Annotated in this window: 16 protein-coding genes; 4 read left to right on the forward strand and 12 right to left on the reverse strand. The window is 47.2% G+C overall.

Going from position 1 to position 17,650, the window contains the following annotated elements:
* Positions 1 to 34: 34 nt before the first annotated feature.
* On the forward strand, positions 35 to 829 hold the full coding sequence (locus ACQW03_RS07745; RefSeq protein ID WP_220030719.1) for an SDR family oxidoreductase: 795 nt from the start codon (positions 35 to 37) through the stop codon (positions 827 to 829).
* A 154-nt stretch (positions 830 to 983) separates the two neighbouring features.
* Here the strand turns inward: ACQW03_RS07745 and ACQW03_RS07750 are convergent, their stop codons facing one another.
* From ACQW03_RS07750 to ACQW03_RS07780, 7 genes are all read right to left on the reverse strand, one after another.
* A complete protein-coding gene (locus tag ACQW03_RS07750; protein ID WP_441949088.1) occupies positions 984 to 2,402 on the reverse strand; it encodes an aldehyde dehydrogenase family protein in 1,419 nt (472 codons plus the stop codon).
* 42 nt (positions 2,403 to 2,444) lie between these two features.
* Positions 2,445 to 2,873, reverse strand: coding sequence for a universal stress protein (locus ACQW03_RS07755; RefSeq protein WP_441949090.1), 429 nt, complete (start codon positions 2,871 to 2,873; stop codon positions 2,445 to 2,447).
* Positions 2,874 to 2,900: 27 nt separating this feature from the next.
* Entirely contained in the window at positions 2,901 to 4,112 is a 1,212-nt protein-coding gene (locus tag ACQW03_RS07760) for an MFS transporter (RefSeq protein WP_076293136.1), read from the reverse strand.
* A 40-nt stretch (positions 4,113 to 4,152) separates the two neighbouring features.
* Positions 4,153 to 4,608 (reverse strand): MerR family transcriptional regulator, encoded by a 456-nt coding sequence (locus ACQW03_RS07765; protein WP_441949093.1) that lies wholly within the window; start codon positions 4,606 to 4,608, stop codon positions 4,153 to 4,155.
* A 350-nt stretch (positions 4,609 to 4,958) separates the two neighbouring features.
* A complete protein-coding gene (locus tag ACQW03_RS07770; protein WP_014599460.1) occupies positions 4,959 to 5,060 on the reverse strand; it encodes a hypothetical protein in 102 nt (33 codons plus the stop codon).
* Between the two features lie 113 nt (positions 5,061 to 5,173).
* On the reverse strand, positions 5,174 to 5,758 hold the full coding sequence (locus ACQW03_RS07775; RefSeq protein WP_441952337.1) for a TetR/AcrR family transcriptional regulator: 585 nt from the start codon (positions 5,756 to 5,758) through the stop codon (positions 5,174 to 5,176).
* A 253-nt stretch (positions 5,759 to 6,011) separates the two neighbouring features.
* Entirely contained in the window at positions 6,012 to 6,623 is a 612-nt protein-coding gene (locus ACQW03_RS07780) for a pyridoxamine 5'-phosphate oxidase family protein (protein ID WP_441949095.1), read from the reverse strand.
* Between the two features lie 115 nt (positions 6,624 to 6,738).
* Here ACQW03_RS07780 and pdxR point away from each other — a divergent pair, with 115 nt between their 5' ends.
* Complete coding sequence (pdxR, locus tag ACQW03_RS07785) at positions 6,739 to 8,253, forward strand: MocR-like pyridoxine biosynthesis transcription factor PdxR (RefSeq protein WP_441949097.1); 1,515 nt, start codon at positions 6,739 to 6,741, stop codon at positions 8,251 to 8,253.
* Positions 8,254 to 8,262: 9 nt separating this feature from the next.
* On the opposite strand, the gene ACQW03_RS07790 is transcribed toward pdxR, so the two are convergent.
* Entirely contained in the window at positions 8,263 to 8,901 is a 639-nt protein-coding gene (locus ACQW03_RS07790) for a pentapeptide repeat-containing protein (RefSeq protein ID WP_441949099.1), read from the reverse strand.
* Between the two features lie 151 nt (positions 8,902 to 9,052).
* Here ACQW03_RS07790 and ACQW03_RS07795 point away from each other — a divergent pair, with 151 nt between their 5' ends.
* The gene (locus ACQW03_RS07795) at positions 9,053 to 12,352 is read left to right on the forward strand and encodes a DUF5695 domain-containing protein (RefSeq protein WP_441949101.1); all 3,300 of its coding nucleotides are present in this window, start codon (positions 9,053 to 9,055) and stop codon (positions 12,350 to 12,352) included.
* A gap of 278 nt (positions 12,353 to 12,630) precedes the next feature.
* Here the strand turns inward: ACQW03_RS07795 and ACQW03_RS07800 are convergent, their stop codons facing one another.
* Positions 12,631 to 13,677, reverse strand: a complete 1,047-nt coding sequence (locus ACQW03_RS07800) for a hypothetical protein (protein ID WP_071639480.1) — start codon at positions 13,675 to 13,677, stop codon at positions 12,631 to 12,633.
* 173 nt (positions 13,678 to 13,850) lie between these two features.
* On the opposite strand from ACQW03_RS07800, the gene ACQW03_RS07805 reads away from it, so the two are divergent.
* Positions 13,851 to 14,249 (forward strand): hypothetical protein, encoded by a 399-nt coding sequence (locus ACQW03_RS07805; protein WP_220030712.1) that lies wholly within the window; start codon positions 13,851 to 13,853, stop codon positions 14,247 to 14,249.
* Between the two features lie 203 nt (positions 14,250 to 14,452).
* On the opposite strand, the gene ACQW03_RS07810 is transcribed toward ACQW03_RS07805, so the two are convergent.
* Genes ACQW03_RS07810 through ACQW03_RS07820 form a run of 3 tightly spaced genes read right to left on the reverse strand, consistent with a single transcriptional unit; the run spans position 14,453 to position 17,480 of the window.
* Positions 14,453 to 15,280: a carbohydrate ABC transporter permease gene (locus ACQW03_RS07810; protein WP_013308681.1), complete on the reverse strand. Its 828-nt coding sequence runs from the start codon at positions 15,278 to 15,280 to the stop codon at positions 14,453 to 14,455.
* Entirely contained in the window at positions 15,277 to 16,161 is an 885-nt protein-coding gene (locus ACQW03_RS07815; RefSeq protein WP_441949104.1) for a carbohydrate ABC transporter permease, read from the reverse strand. The genes ACQW03_RS07810 and ACQW03_RS07815 overlap by 4 nt, the downstream gene beginning before the upstream one ends.
* A gap of 38 nt (positions 16,162 to 16,199) precedes the next feature.
* Entirely contained in the window at positions 16,200 to 17,480 is a 1,281-nt protein-coding gene (locus tag ACQW03_RS07820) for an ABC transporter substrate-binding protein (protein ID WP_069010949.1), read from the reverse strand.
* Between the last annotated feature and the right edge of the window lie 170 nt (positions 17,481 to 17,650).

Below are 17,650 nucleotides of genomic sequence, written 5' to 3' on the forward strand. Positions count from 1 at the left end.
AACCAAATCGTAAAATTTAGGAGGAATTATTCGCATGAGTTTTCAATTAGAAAGCATATTAAGTGAGTTTAAAGGCAAAAGGGCCTTGGTCACAGGCGGTACCAAAGGAATGGGAGAGGCTATTGCTAAGAGACTTACGGCTGCAGGTGCTACCGTAATAACTACGGCTCGAACGACTCCAGTTAATTTAGAAAATCCAGACCTGTTTATTCCAGCCGATATTAGTACGCCTGAAGGTGTAGATAAAGTAGTAAACAGTGTTCTTGAGCGCCTAGGCGGTGTAGATGTTCTTGTCAACAATGTTGGAGGCTCGTCAGCCCCATCCGGGGGAGCTCTTATCTTGACAGACGAGCATTGGCAGCAAACTTTTAACGCCAATCTGTTTGCTGCCGTCCGTTTAGACCGTGGACTGCTACCGGCTATGGTGGAAAAGGGTTCCGGTGTTATTATTCATATTTCATCCATTCAACGTCGCTTGCCGCTATATGATGCAACATTGGCTTATGCTGCAGCCAAAGCAGCTTTAACTACTTACAGCAAAGGGCTATCCAAGCAGTTTTCACCTCAAGGCATTCGTATTAATACAGTTGCGCCAGGCTTTATCGAAACGAAGGCAGCACAAAGTTTGATTGATCGGATTGCTGAGACGACAGGTGACCGAGAAAGTGCATTAAAGCAACTGATGGACTCGTTGGGAGGAATTCCAATTGGTCGTCCAGGACTACCAGAAGAAGTCGCTGAGCTTGTTGCTTTTCTGGTATCCGACCGGGCCGCTTCAATTACAGGAAGTGAATATAATATTGACGGTGGAACAGTTCCAACGGTCTAAACCTCAAGCTAATTACGCTTTATCCAAATATTTACCAGTCTAAACCTTTATTTTCATCTGACAATCGCGCAAAAGGTGAAAAAAAGCCCATCTAATGAGCAGACATACGCAAAACGTATTATCTATGTTCATCAGATAGGCTTTTAAATAACCACTACCGTTTAATAACGATCAGCTTTGTTTCCAGCATTTCTTCCATGGCATACTTTACGCCTTCGCGTCCCGTGCCACTTTGCTTCACACCACCATACGGCATATGATCAACACGGAAGCTTGGAATGTCATTGATCACCACGCCGCCCACCTCAAGCTTGTCCGCTGCATCCAACGCGGTCGTGATATTACGAGTGTAAATTCCCGCCTGCAGGCCATAGATCGAATCATTCACATGGTTTACGGCTTCATCTATAGAGCTAACAGAATGAATCAGCACAAGCGGGGCAAACACTTCACGACAGGACACCTTGGAAGTCGGGTCCACATTAAGCAAAACCGTCGGCTCCAAGATACCTCCCTTGGCTTGGCCACCCAGAGCGATCCTTGCGCCTGCTTGAATCGCTTCTTCCAGCCATTCACGGACACGTTCGACATCCTTGGCTGAAATAAGCGCGGATACATCCGTATCCGGCTCTAGCGGATCTCCAATTTTTAAACGTTGAGTTGCTTCGATAAATCGGGATACAAAGGTATCATACAGTTCATCAACAACGTAAATACGTTGAACTGAGATACATACCTGCCCCTGATTGGCAAAGGCTCCACTCACACAACGGTCGATGACCGCGTCCACATCCGTATCACGGTCGATAATAACGGCCGCGTTGGAACCCAGCTCCAGCGTGACCCGCTTCAAGCCAGCCTTGGAGCGAATTTCTGTACCGACCGCTGGGCTACCGGTAAAAGTGATATAGCTGACGCGCGGATCAGTGACAAGTACGTCGCCAATGGTTTTACCATCGCCGCTGATCACGTTAAGAGCGCCCGCAGGCAATCCAGCCTGCCCCAGCAGCTCCGCAATCAAGTAAGCCGACAACGGCGTCTGCTCTGCAGGCTTCAATACGACCGTATTGCCTGCTGCCAGCGCGGGACCCACTTTATGAGCAACCAGATTCATCGGGAAGTTAAATGGTGTAATAGCTCCTACTACCCCTACAGGTTCTTTGAGCGTGTAGGCCATACGGCCCTCGCCGCCCGGTGCGGCATCCAGCGGAATGGTTTCCCCGTGAATCCGCTTGGCTTCTTCAGCTGCGAACTTGTAGGTTTGCACCGTCCGGTCAACCTCCGCCAGCGCAGCCTTCCATGGTTTTGACGCTTCACGTGCAATGATGTGCGCTGCATCCTCACGCCGCTCTTCCAGCAGGTCGGCCAGCTTCTCCAAAATGGCTGACCGCTGGTGCGCTGGCATGGCCCGCATCTCCGAGCGTGCATCAGAGGCCGCCTGAATAGCAGCCTTGGCATCCTCTGCTGTGGCCTCTGCCACCTCAGCAATGATTTTTCCGGAATATGGTGATTTCAACGTCGTGTACGATGAAGCTGCTTTCCATTCTCCACCAATAAATAAATGCTGCTGCATGCTTTTTCCTCCTTCTCTTGATATCAACGTTCCTTTTAACATCTATTTTACCGTCAACACCGGACAAGGTGCATGCTGAATCACCTGATGGCTCACGCTACCCAGTATCATTTCGGAAACAAGTCCTTTGCCTCGTGTTCCCATAATGATCAAATCCGTCTTTTCCTGCTTTGCACTTTCGCAAATGACACTCGCCGGATCACCATGACCCGCCAGCATACGGTAAGAAATACCCTCGTCCTTCAAATAGTCGGATGCAGGTTCCAAGATATGACGACCTTCCTCTTCGATCCGCTCATCCACATCAATCCCAACCGGGGGCTCATTCATGGACAAAGCCGGATTTACATGCAATACAGTCAGATGCTGATTCCCCTGAAGCTGCTTAGATAACGTTTTAGCTGTCTCCAACGCCTTCATAGCGTGTTCCGAACCATCAATCGCGACCAGAATATGTTTGTATTCGCTCATCCTCTTTTCCTCCTCAGAAGTTCGATCTTAGTGTGCATCCACCTGAATATCCTGCATATGTCGACGACGTACGATCAGCACAGCTACACCAATCAGTACCATCAATGCTCCAAAATAAAACGGGGTTTCTGCTGAGTACCACTCTGACAGCTTCCCTGCAAGCCACGGCGAAATTGCCCCGCCCAAAAACCGCATGAAGCTGTAGGCCGCAGATGCTGTCGAGCGCTCCACTGGAGCAGCCTGCATAACAGCAGTTGTAATCAATGTATTGTTAATCCCCAGAAAAATACCAGCTACAATGACGGCGACAATGACAGTCGTTGGCGAGCCAGCTACCGTCCCGATCGCCATAACACCTAAATCAATGGCAAACAGCGTCAGCATGATACTAATGGAAGATACCACGCTCAAGCGTGCTTGAATCTTCGGTGCTACAAACACCGAGGTAAAGGCCAGCATAATTCCCCAGCCAAAAAACACATAACCTAAACCATGCTCGTCCAGATTCATTACATATGGAGAATACGCCATCAACGTAAAAAATCCAAAGTTATATAACAACGCTACAATACCGAGCGTGAGCAAAGCCGGATAACTGAGCGCTTTGAACGGATCGGCAATGGAACCGCGTTTTTTGGGCTTTGGAATCGAAGGCAGCATAAACGTAATGAACAAAAATCCCACTACCATCAGCCCGGCTACACCGAAAAACGGACCGCGCCAGGAAATGGAACCTAACTCACCGCCTAGCAACGGACCTACTGAAATCCCGAGGCCCAATGCCGCTTCATACAAAATAATTGCTTTAGCTGTTCCAGAAGTGGACAGACCTACAATCGCAGACAACGCTGTTGCGATAAACAAAGCGTTCCCCAAACCCCAGCCTGCCCGGTAGCCCACAATTCCGCCAACTGAACTGGCGGTGCCGCCCAGTCCGGCAAACACAATAATAAACAAAATCCCGGTTAGTAGTGTCCATTTGACACCCAATCGACTAGATACAACGCCTGTAATCAGCATCGCCACACCTGTTACCAGATTATAGCTGGTGAACAGCAATGACACTTGGCTTTTCGTAGCATGAAGCTGATCGGCAATGGCTGGAAGAATCGGATCGACCAATCCCAGACCCATAAATGAAATAACACAAGCAAAGGCGACCGCCCATACCGCTTTAGGTTGAGACAGCAAGCCTGAGCGTTCTTTTAACTCTTCAGGTAATGCGTGTTGTGAACTCATATTATGATGTTACCTCCACATCTGAATGTAAATGTTCTTGTTATGACGGGTCGTGATCAAGTTCCTCATCCAGAAGAATCCTGCGTTCACGCACCCTAACCCGCAACTCCTCCAGCTCAGTCTGGAGCATACGGATGCTGTTGATTTTTCCCTCCATTAATTCCAACTGTTCGTTCAGTGTACCTTCCATATCCTCCAACATGGCCCGTCGCTCGTTCAGTTGCAAATGCTCCGTTCGCTCGCGATATTCCTCCCGCTGACCCTTGAGCATTTCCGCTGCGGACATGTAACGCTGAAGCTCTTGCAAGGAGAATCCAAGCACTTCCTTGGCACTCACTATTTTTTTTAGTAAATCCACATCCTCCTGCGTATACAGGCGCATATTTCCTTCACTGCGCTGCGGAGAGGGCAATAAGCCGATTTCCTCATAATAACGAATGGTTCGCTTCGTCAGACCACTTTGCTTGGCGACCTCATCAATTTTATACGTAACCATGACACCCACCTTATGAAAAAGATTATATATAAATACTACGCTTCCATAACGTTAACGTCAACGTAAACTTTTATATAAAAAAGAAACCGCCCCTGTTGGAGACGGTTCCTAGTTTGGCTTGCATGGTCATAGACCGAAGCATCGGTGCTCGAGCCCATGAATATCGGTTTAGATGAAAATGGTACGTGTGATGATAACCAGCAAAATGAAGAGTACCAGAATAACACCAGTGGAAGTAAACATATTGTAGCCGCCACCACCGCAACCTCTTTCTACTTCACCCATCTTAAGTTCCTCCTCCCTCTGTCGATTACAACAAATCGCCCGAAATTAGGTTCATGAGCTACGAATTAGATGACAAATGCTTTGGAAATAATAACGAGCAGAATGAAAAGTACCAGAATCGCTCCTGTAGATGTAAAAGCTCCATAACCAGCGCCTACTCCAGACATGGTGATTCCTCCCTTCATGGTTTACAAGAGCATCTTATGCTTATGTCGTCATCCATGATAGGGACAAATGCCGCGCCTGCCGCCCAAATCTAGGTTGGGGTTGTACTGTCCTGTTATTCTTCGGACCCGAGCATGCCGTGATACAGGAGGTTTCGTGCCTGCTTGGCAAGCACAGACGGACTTTCACGTCCAGGCAGCAATTTAGTTAACGTCAGCCGTTCAATCAAGCCGATCACGCATTCTGCTGTCAGTTCAGGATCCAGTTCCTCACGGCAGGAGCCCCATCGTTGCGCCGCCAGCAGATGCTTTTTGATATGCTCAGCCATTTCCGCCTTAATACGCACCGAATCTGTCGCCTGGTAAAAACCGACACGAGTGATCGCCGGATTATTAGACAACACACGAAAAATAGCTTCCAGAAACACCTGTCCCCGTTTCAAAATTTCAGCCTCGCTTAGGTCTGGGCCTATCTTCATGTTTTGTACCGTATCATTCACCAAAGTACCGAAGCTCTCCACAAGCTCCTCGTACAACTGTTCCTTGCTTTCAAAATGAATATAAAAATCCGGCTGCGTCAATCCTGCACGTGCCGCGATCGAACTTACCTTTGTCTGATAAAACCCCGTCTGAGCAAACTCTTCAGCCCCCGCTTCCAGTAACAACCGTCGACTCTCCCGACTTCTGACTCCTGCTCTCATCACGGTCTTGCCCCCTTACGCCACAAATCTATCGTATTATAAAGTTCCTTTGCAGTAAGAACAACGGGCTTGAGGATGATATATACCTGTCCTTCAAAAGTCCTAATACAGAAGGACTGAACGTTTTGGAAAATCAAGGGCATCCCCCTACAAGGTATAATTAACCAATCTGACGGTGAGCGAGCAGGAATTATTACGTGGAATTCAAATATTTATACTTCAGGATTTTGCAAATCCTGACTTTCGATATATATCAGTGATGAGGACAATATTTGCGTATCATCTCAATCGTTGCCAGATCATCATCCAGCCCCCGTTGTTGCAAGCCGTCAATAATTTGCTGACGTTCCTGATCTTTAACATTTTGACCGAATTTAAACTTGGCAGTCCATTCCTCCGGTACAATTTTGATCAGAGCGACCCCTTTTAAACGTGAAGCATACCGAGAATCGCTGGCATCAATCGTGTCATACCCGCCTTCCGGTTGCAGCTTGCTCATAAAAATGGAAAAGGCCGATGCTTTTTCTTCCAAATCCACTACATGCTCCGCATGACCACGCACGGTAATACTTTTAAAAAATGAAGTCGCCGGACATGCCATATGCTCATCCATAAAATAAGATGGAATGAGCGCATATTCTTTGGCGGCTGAAAAAGTAACTCGATTATCCTCCTTCATCCGTTCCATCTTTTCTCCAGCACGGCTGCCATGAATATAAAAAACGCCATTTCCATAAGCGAAATTCAAGGGAACCACACGCGGAAAACCATCCTCGCTGTTCATGCCTAAAAATCCGAAACTGACCTCGTTTAGAAACTGCTCTATTTCCTCTAGTTCTGCCACCGTAAATTCTTTTCTTCTCACAGGGAACTCTCCTTCCATCTATTGACCAATGATACATTTCAGATTATGTTAAAAATGGATTTATAAAAAGATCCAATATGAACGAAAATGAGTGGCCCAATCGAAGGAGAAGAGTATGGATATTACGATTGCTTATCAGCGTGCGCTTCTAAAGTATCATTTAAAATATTTGGCATTGTATCATGCTCTTCGTGAGGGAATCCTCAATGGCTCCCTTGCCAGTGGTACGCGTCTGCCTTCCACTCGTGGTCTGGCTGTGATGTATGGAATTTCGCGAGGGAGCGTTAAAGAGGCATATGATATGTTGTTGGCAGAAGGATATATAGATTCGGCAGTAGGCAGAGGAACCTTTGTTATGGAACAGACAGCGGTGCTGCCCGACAAATCTACAATCAACCAGCAGAACCAGAATTCACCTGTTGTAAAACAAAAAGCCCCTGCTCTATCAGCTTGGGGACAACGAATCATGCAGATCGAAAGGGAACGAAACTTACAGCCGTCTCCTGCTTCTGCTACAAATAGAGACAGTGCGCAACAGCCTTTGATTTCTTTTCAGGCTGGAGAAATAGTATTGGAGGGCAATTCACAGATCGCATGGAAAAGCGCAATGACTGCCGCTGGAAAAGATCTGCAAAAGCCCTCTGCTGACGCGACGACTGCACCAGTGAGCGGTGATGAATGGCTGCGTGAAGCGATTTGCCATCATATTGGCAGAACACGCGGAATTACGGCCACGCCGGATCAAGTCGTATTATGCAGTGGTTCCATGGAAGTGATCACGTTATTAAGTCAGTTGCTTATTCATGAACAAGATCGAATTGTATTGGAGAATCCCTGTTATTCCGGCATCTACCGTGCAGTTACTGCCTCAGGCGGACAGATACATGCTGCTGAAATGGATCAACATGGAATTGTCCCACAGGATTGGGATTCCAAACTCCTATTTGTTACACCTGGACGACAGTTTCCAACCGGTGCAGTGTTGCCATTAACACGCCGTCAACATATTTTGCAATGGGCTGCATCCAAGGGAGCGTGGATCATTGAGGACGATTATGACAGTGAATTCCGCTGGGCAGGACGACCCATTGAACCATTAAAAGCACTGGATCGCACAGAATGTGTCATCTATGTCGGCTCCTTTTCCAAAAGCATGTTCAGCAGCCTTCGACTCGGGTTTGCAATCCTGCCCGTTGAATTAGCCCAAGCGCTGACAGCTGCCAAACGACTATACGATCCCCTGCCGCCTGCTCGCTTGGAACAGCGCGCACTGGCACGTTTTATGATGCGCGGGGACTACGTTCGTCATGTGCGTCGGATGACTCGAATATACAGATCACGCTACGACGTATTCCAGCGTGAAATACAGCAGTTAAGTGAACTGTTTCACTGGCATCAGAACGATTGTGGACTACATGCCTATGCCATCTGGAAGCATGAGTCTGCCCAGTATCATCATTTGATGCAGACAGCACGATTTTACGGAGTCACATGGCGTGATGCCGCCGATTACCAACTGACACCGGGACCTCCATCAGCCTGCTTTATCTTTGCCCATTTAACGGAGCAACAAATTATTGAAGGGTTTAACCGTCTGCGCCAGGCTTGGGACCATATTAAAAATCAGTGAGGAGTTCCCTTATTTAATCACTAGTCCCAACAGCCCTACAAATGATGAAGCCTGATGCGGTGAGATGATGCAGCCATTCAAATCTTCTATATCCACCTGCAACCCATCAAATTCGCAATCGCTCAGATCAATCCCTTTGAGCTTGGACCCGGATAGCATCGCTTGATCCAGATTGCAACGGTTAAAAAAGGTTTTTTGTAGTGTTAAATGATACAGATCGGCACTTATTAAAGAACAATCCTCAAAACCAACTTGCTTAAAATTAGCAAAACGGAACATCGAATAATCCCCTAAGCAATCTGAAAAACGAACGTTTTGGAGCCTGCTTCTGGAAAAATCTGTTCCAAGCAATTTGCAGTTTCTGAACTCTACCCGATGGATAAAGGAACCAGAAAAATTAACATTAGACAGATCGCATTTATCAAAAATGACGTCTGTCCATTCACTTTCCGGCAATGACGATTCCATGATCGTTACATTTTTAAAAGTCATCTTCTCTAATGAAACCTTAACCGCTTCCATATTATCCAAAATCATATCCTCTACAGACCCCATACGATATTCGCCTTTGGATCGTAAGGAATACATTTCTTCATTTAATACGGGTAAATCCGTAGGAATCTTCGGTGACTCCATTTTAATTTTCATAATACCTCTACCTCCACGATTGAGAGCCCTCTAGGACATCTATATGAATCTATTTTCTATCAATTCTCATGCATAGGGTAGCAAAAGCATTTCTCACACATATATTAACGTTGTGAGCACTCTCACGAACCTTTGTTAGGAGGTTGATAGCATGGCAGTACAGCTATCTAATCAAGTGTTCTCCATCTCTGTCGGAGATTACGGGGATCTCTCTTCCTTGCGACTGGTAGGGGACACTTTTAATACCAACTATGTTATGAACAGCTCCAACGCACCTAAACAGAATACGGCGGATCATCAGTGGCTGGGTGAACTGATGTTCACCTATCGTCTCGGCAACGGAGCGTGGACTCGGGCATGGACAAGTAATTCTGCTGATGCGCGCCAGGTCACCTCTTCTGGAAACAGTGTCCAGGTAGCCTATCAGAATTCATCAAACAATCAGGGAATACGTAATTTTATTTTACATGAAACTTATTCGTTGGTTAACGATTATTTGCATTGGCAAATGAAAGTAACGAACACCTCTAATCAAACACTGGAGATCGGAGATTGGGGACTGCCGCTTCCGTTTAATGAGTACTGGTCCGGTGGCAATAATGAACAAATTTATGAAACCAGAGTACTCTCACACTCCTTTGTAGGCCATAATAGCTCCTTTATTACCGCCGGACGACCTAGCGGCATCGGACCGTATGTACTGCTGATCCCTGATGCCTCAACGGGTGCTGGTCTCGAATATCAGGACCATTGGAGAACTGAGGAGCATCCCGGCAGCACATGGGCTATGGAGCAAGGTGGCTGGTCCGAAGGACTGAATGTGTTCTATATCCATTCCAATGTCATCAAGAGCACCAACCGTGGCTATCTTGGAAGCACCAGTCTGTCGCTGGCTCCTGGTGAAAGCAAAACGTATGCCTTTAAATTTTACAAGGTAGCGGACGAGCAGGCCGTAAAGGACAGGCTGTACAGTGAGGGACATGTGGATGTGACCGTGGTTCCGGGTATGATTTTCCCGACGAATCTCAAGGCCAAATTCGATCTGCATACCAGCAAATCCATTACCTCTGTTACAGCGCAATATCCGTCTGAAACGACCATCAGCTATCTGGAAACAGCCCCTACAAACCATAAAATATATGAACTTACACTGGGACGACTGGGACATAACAATATTACTGTAAACTATGGTAACGGCGAAAAAACCGTTCTCCAGTTCTATGCCATCGAGCCAGTCGAAGCTGCACTTCAGCGCCACTCTACCTTCATGGTCAACAGCACCCAATGGAACGTGCCGGGCGACCTGAGGGACAAGGTCTTTGATGACTGGATGATGCAGTACAAGGCTAGACGCAACAGCTTTGCTGGTTACTGGGGCTGGGGGGATGATTGGGGACTAACTCATGGCCAGTTTCTGGCGGAGAAAAACGTTCAGAAGCCCGTGGCATCTGAGATCAAGGCAGTCGATGATTATTTGGAGGTGGCCATCTGGACGAATTTGATGGAAGGCCATCATACCGATTATCTGGTTCCTGATTTCCTGATGCCGCAGCCTAATACGACACCAACGTACCGTGGCTATGCCTATCCGCACATTTATAATACGTTTTTTAGCATGTATAAACTTGCCAAGCTGTATCCCAACCTGATCAGCTATCGCAATAGCAAAAACACATATTTGCTACGTGCTTATCGTATTTTTAAAGCGTTGTATGAAGGCCCTGTTGCTTATAACTGGAACACGGGACTCATGGGTGAGCTAACTACACCTGATATTATTAAAGCGCTTCAGGAAGAAGGCTTGACCACCGAGGCTAACGACCTGATTGGCAAAATGGCTACCAAGTACAACAATTTCAAAAACACCACCTATCCTTATGGCTCTGAGTATAACTATGACAATACAGGCGAAGAAGCCGTATATACACTCGCCAAAATGAACAACAATACGACGATGATGAGCAAAATCAACGCCAAAACGCGTGCTGCACGCGGTCATATGCCTGTCTGGTACTATTACGCCGAACCGGTCACCATCACCGGAGAGAATTGGTGGAACTTCCAGTACACCACCTCACTTGCCGGCTATGCGATGGATGACTGGACACGTCGGCATTCGTCCAAGCCCGAAGTGGATCAGCGTCTATCCTATGCCGCCAAGCTGGCGAACATCGGAGCGATTAACTCGGGACAGATCAGCTCTGACCCTGCCAACATCGGGGCGGTATCGTGGACATATCAGGCGGGCAAGGGCAATTATGGCGCACTCGGTCTGGACGGCGGCCCTCTCTTTAACGGATGGCGCGGCATGTCCGGGGAAGCCGATCTGGGACTGTTTGGAGCCATCAAAATCCTAAGCTCGGATGTTGCTGTAGATCCAATATTCGGCTTGTTCGGCTATGGCTGTGACGTTACAGAAAGCAGTAACAGCTACGCGATTACTCCAAAAGACGGTGTATTCCAACGTCTGCATCTGATCACCCAAAAGCTGAGTTTGGAGCTGAATCGGGATCAATATAGCTCGGCCATCGTGTCCAAGTCCAAGAACAACATCCGTCTGACACTGAAAAATATGACCCCAGGCACGACTCATACCACCGTTATGAGCTTGACCGGACTCGCGGCAGGTACGTATGACGTGCTCGTAGACGGCACCAAAACCGGCTCAGTCACGGCTGCTAACAGCTCTGCGACCACGGTCAGACTGAATATCGGTACAGCAGCCAACTATGATATCCGTATCCAGTCGAGTACAGACAACCCGTCTCCCGCCGGAGATATTGTAGCCCGTTATGAATTTGACGAAACGGCCGGATCTACCGCAGCCGATTCGTCAGGTTATGGACAGCAGGCCAGTGTAAGTGGAGGCGCGTGGGGCGCCGGACGAAAAGGCAATGCCCTGCACTTTAACGGTACAGACGCCCATGCTAGCCTGCCCGGTGGTATCGTTAGCAGCATAAATGACTTTACGATTGCCGCGTGGGTACGGGTGAACACGCATAACGGCTGGGCACGCCTGTTTGATTTTGGAGCGGGCACGGATCGGTATATGTTTTTGACGCCCAAGGCCGAGGGAACCGGTATGCGCTTTGCTATCACCGTCTCGGGGAATGGAAAGGAACAACAGTTGAATGCGCCAGAGCTGGCAACAGGGGTTTGGAAGCATGTCGCCGTGACTTTGTCAGGCAATACTGGAATGATGTATGTGGACGGTGTAGAGGCGACGCGTAACACCAACTTGACGCTGAAGCCTTCCAGCCTTGGACTGACAGACTGGAACTATATTGGGAAATCCCAGTTTGATGATCCCTACCTAAACGGTGCAGTGGATGAACTGATCATTTACAACAGAGCCCTGACCGCTCAGGAAATCCGGGGCTTGGCCTCGGCAAGCAGCACCATTACAGCCCATGATGTGGAAGCCCGTTCATATGCCGAAGGAGCAGATTAGAATACATTTACGCATTCGTTCATGCCGTTAACATTTTAGATTGTGAATGATTTGTACTGTGAATCATTTGTCTCGTGAACCATTTTCGTCATAAATGATTGGTATCGTGAATGATTCTTGCTATATTAGCTCCACCCCCCGGATTTCTTAAGTTAAGTCTGTAATCAGGGGAGAAATCCGGGGAAATGATGCTTTCGAAGCGAGCCGTCCTATGGAAAGCATTTAAAGCGACCGCTTTACCGGGACGATCAGCGACCACTTTCCCATCTGGAGAGCGCTTAGCTCCGTCTAATGCGTGTCGTCCTTGGTCTTAAGCGAACCAGTTCCTCACTGGTGAGCTGCCTAGTATAAGAGCGAGGGGAAGATCCTGTATCTACCCTGAGCACCCTGCCTGCCCCGTTGGGGCGGGCTACCCGTGTGTTGAATACCTGCATGGCCCACTGCACCGGAAAGGCTATGGATAAGCGACCATCTGCAGTGCCTGCATAGTTAACCGCAGCTGCATAATTATCTGACTGTCTGAGCCATACAGAGCCGGAATCCCCAGGTAGTGATACGGGAGTCGTACCTCTAATAACCGTCTGATCTTCGAAGGTCAGTAAGCCCAACTCTCCACCATAATTGATTTGCAGGTCCGTATAGACGGACTCTACCGTGCCATTGACCCGCCCGGTCGTACGCCCTACCTTCTTCAATCTTTCCCCTATGCGATAAGCGGTCACATGACCCGGAATCGCTCCTACTGTAGCATAACGCGGATTGAGCAGGTTGTTACGGGTCGGAAGCGAAAGCGCCGCATCAATCAGGTTCGTTCCGGTGGGATTCAAGCGTACATAACGATAAAGCCGTCCTATACGATCCTGGGCAACCGTCCCCCCATCGGCTCCGCCTGGCTGAATTGTTGCCTCTCGATTGTCTGTATTGGAGGGATTAAGGACATGGTTATTGCTAAAAAGATAACGTGTCGCCGGCGCTCCAGTTGGGGCAACGATGAGTCCGGTTGAACCGGAGCCTTCAATCGTCCCGACACTGTAGCCGGCGATGACCGGGCGTATGCGCACTTTGTAGTCCGTGGCATTGGCTCTGATCTTTCCAGTCTTTACAATTCGGACTGGAACGTTCGTTTTCTTTCCTAATGCGGTGGCCGACAGGAGTCCAGTAGAGGCCGACGCTAGACGGTCCGTATACACAATGACAGCGGCTCCCTTTTTGGGATGGGCAGGGTCCCTGTACCCTACGCCAATGCCGTGGACACCGGACATTTTTAAGACTCGCTTGGCCATCCGCTTTTTCACTTGAAGCGCGGCCGAGAAGGTAGCCAACATAATCATCTCCTTTTACATTCAGATGAAATATTGTATGGCTAAGGCCGCTTCGCGTTCCATTTGAACATACGATCGCTGTATTGAAAGGCATATGAAAACATTCCAAAAAATGGTATACTCATTTCCGAAATTGATATCTTATCATTTGATTCTGATGTTTAAGGAGGTACTTTATGTTTTCAATCATGTTGACATACAGCATACAAGCAATTGCAATTTTACTAATTATCTTTGAAGTGTTGAGAAAAAACAGAAAAAAAATAGGTTGGGGATCACTTTCACTGCTTTTATCTCTTCTTGGCATGGTTGTTTCTTTCGAATTCGGCAATTACATATTAGGAGACCAGTTGCTTTCCTTTTTAGGATTGCCCGCCTGGTCTAACAGTGTTGATAATACTAGGTTTCACTACACCATTTTTCTATCCAGTATTTTTTTTATTCCCAGTTTAATCATTGGATATAAAAATCCTAAAGAGTTTGGAGCTACAATCGGAAAACGGATTTCTAGTATATATCTATTTTTGATCATCATTTCGCTTTTATTTTTTATTATCAGTATTTTGCATGATTGATTTCCAACGCTCGTAAGTACATATATTACTGATTTGAAAACGCTCTTGGGATTTATGCAAAATGCTCATTATCAGCATTTTCTCGAAGTAACATTGGATGTGCAGTCGTTCCAAAACAAAAGCCTTCCTTGTTTATAGGAAGGCTTTGATATTTATATTGTGAGGGCGATGGGAAGTACCATCTGACTGCCCGCCGTCTCCAGTTATCCCTTAACCGCTCCCTCCGCAATGCCCTCCATGATGAATTTCTGAAAGAAGGCATAGATCAGGATAACCGGAATGGAGGTCAGCACGAGGGCGGCCAGAATAAGCGACCAATCCTTGTTGTACTCTCCAAACAGCATATTGGTCGAGAGAATCAGGGTGTAATGGTTCACATCCGTCAGCATTAACAATGGAAGCAAAAAGTCATTCCAAATCCACAGAAAATCCAAAATCGCAATGGTAACTGTGATTGGCAGCAGCAATGGAAATATAATGCGAAAGAATGTTTGAAACTCATTACAGCCGTCCATTTGTGCGGATTCTTCCAGCTCACGCGGGATGGATTTGACGAATCCATGATACAAAAAGATCGCCATATTCACACCCAAGCCGATATAGATCAGGGCCAAGCCGTACGTACTGCCTTGAACGGACAAATCTTTTGCCATTCGCGTAAGCGGTATCATAATAGAGTGAAACGGTACCAGCATCGATGCGACAAACAGGAAGAAAATCGCACTGCTCAGTTTCCCCTGTGTACGAGACAGCTTGTAGCCTGCCAGTGCCGAACAGATCACAATGCCACCAATGCCGATAAAAGAAATAATCGTGGAATTAAGGGCGCTGTTCAGCAAATGAGTCTGATGAAAAGCCTGACTGTAATTTTCAAAGTGAAGCTTCGTGGGCAGCGCCGTAAAGGATGCAAACATCTCACCCTGTGTTTTAAACGAGTTAATTACCGCCATGTAGATTGGGAAGAAGGACACGACAGCGCCCACGCACAGAATCAGCGTAATCAGCAAGGAATTGGCTTTTTTCAGCCTCATGCCTCCACCTCCCTCTTCTTCATGACACGCAGCTGAATCAGGGTAAAGATTAGAACGATTGCGAACAAAATAACGGATTTGGCGCTCGCATAACCATAACGGAAGTTGTTGGAGAACGCCTCTTCATAAATGTTCATCGTAATCACCTGTGTACTGCGCCCCGGCCCCCCGCCAGTCAGTCCGTATACGACCTCATACACCTTGAAGGCACCATTCAGCGTCAGGAAGAAACAGATCGTAATCGCATGGGTAATCATCGGCATCGTTACGCTTCTCAATGTCTGAAATGCGTTCGCCCCGTCAATAATAGCAGCCTCCTTCAAGCTTTGTGGTACACCTTGAAGCGCAGCCAGATAGATGATCATCATATAACCGACACCATTCCAGAGCGACACGATAATAATTGAGAAGAAAGATACTTTCGGATCGCCCAGCCACGATTGGCCCAAAAAGGCGATAGCCGTCTTTTCGGCGATCTGTGGCAGCACGGAAGAAAAAACGAAGGTCCACATAAATGCGCTAATAATGGTACTGATCATATTGGGCATGAAAAATATCGTCCGGAAAAATCCTTTGGTACGTGTACGCGACTCAATCAACACTGCCAGTGCCAGTGCCAGTACATTTTGCAGCACAATCATGACCAATACGTATTTAAGGGTAAACCAAAGGGAATTGAGAAAATCGGTGTCTTCCTTCAACGATTCCACAAAGTTCCCCAAGCCGATAAAGCTGTAATTGGGATTTAATCCGTTCCAGTCTGTAAAGCTGTAGTACATGCCGCTGATCGTTGGAATGAGCAGGAAGATAGCATAAAAGATCAGCGCCGGGGCTGTAAACGCCAGTAACATGACGTATTTTTTATAGATTTTAAAAGGCATGGAGTCTCTCCCTCCCGGTGTAATTCTGTAGGTTACCGTTACTTGTTCACTTTGTTATACGATTTCCATGCCTTATCCAGCGCCTTAATTACGTCATCCTGCGAGAGCTGACCTGCATAATAGGATTGTAGCGATTTGCCTGCCTCGTCCTTGACCGCTTGCGGGATAGATGGATCTTGGTACGACTTGCCTGCTTTCACGTATTCGGTAGCGTCATTAACCCAAGGATAGCTTTTAAACGTATGCACTTTGGAGATCGGATTAAATTTCAATGCTTCATAGAACGCGCTAGAATCCTTGTCATCCAGCACGTAGTTAACAAAATCGAGCGCAACCTCCTTATTCTTGCTTGTAGAGGATACTGCCAGCGAAGTCGAAGTAGACAAATTAATCAATGTCGCATTGGGATCGTCATTGATCGGCAGCGGTGCTACCCCAAAATCCATCTTCGGATCCGATTTTAAAATCGTTTCCGCAAACCACGGCCCTTGAATCCACATCGCCGCTTTACCCGAGGCAAACGCAGCCGATCCATCATCCCCGCCGATTTCCAGCGCCTTGTCAGTACCGTTGCTATTCACCAGATCAATAATATCGAACATGCTCTTCATTTCGGAAAAAGAGCCTTTATCCTGATTCATCCGGTCGATAAAATCCTTATTCTGTGTGTTCATCATCGCACCTGCTGTCAGAGGCACGAACAGCTGTGGAATCCAGGATTCCTTGTAGGACAACAGGAACGGTTTTACATTATTCGCTTTCAGCTTCTCGACCACAGCCTTCATTTCGGTCAACGTTCCCGGCGGCTGCAAATCCAAATCCTTAAATATCTTTTTATTGTACAAGTAGCCCCATGAGATCGTCTCCAAAGGTACCGCTACGACCTTTCCGTCTTTGGTTGTCACCGAAGGCTTCACACTATCCATCAATTTGTTAACAAAAGGCTGCCCGGACAAATCCTCCAAATAGCCCGCTTTATAAAACGGAGGAATTTCATTCACCGCGTGCAATGCAAATACGTCCGGCGCATCGTTGGATGCGAGTCTTGTCTTCAAAATTTGTGCGGCGTTGTCAGCAGGCGGCATCTCCAGTTGGACCGTAACGTCGATATTTTTATCTTTCTTCTCTTTCGCTACGAACGCATTAATGTATTTATCGTAGTGCTCCTTCAAACGGGGCTGAGCAATAAACATTTTGAGATTCACCGTTTTGCCGTCTCCACCAGAACCGCTGCTGTCACTGCCTGAAGAATTCGCTCCACACCCGGCCAATAACGTGCCTACCAGCATCGTGCTCAATACACCTTTCCACATTTTCATGAAAAATGACCTCCCCTATTTTGAAAATAACTGTTACCCATCGGCAAATCAGCTGTTATTCAAAGCAGCTATGCCGCCGGTCTTCAACCTCTATTCAGCTCTGTGCGAACTTCATAAAGGCCAAATTCCTTTGTACTGCTCATTTTGTATACGCTTTCATTATAGAATGG

It is taken from the genome of Paenibacillus sp. DRB1-1, assembly GCF_052119485.1.
In the GTDB taxonomy this organism is placed as follows: domain Bacteria; phylum Bacillota; class Bacilli; order Paenibacillales; family Paenibacillaceae; genus Paenibacillus; species Paenibacillus polymyxa_B.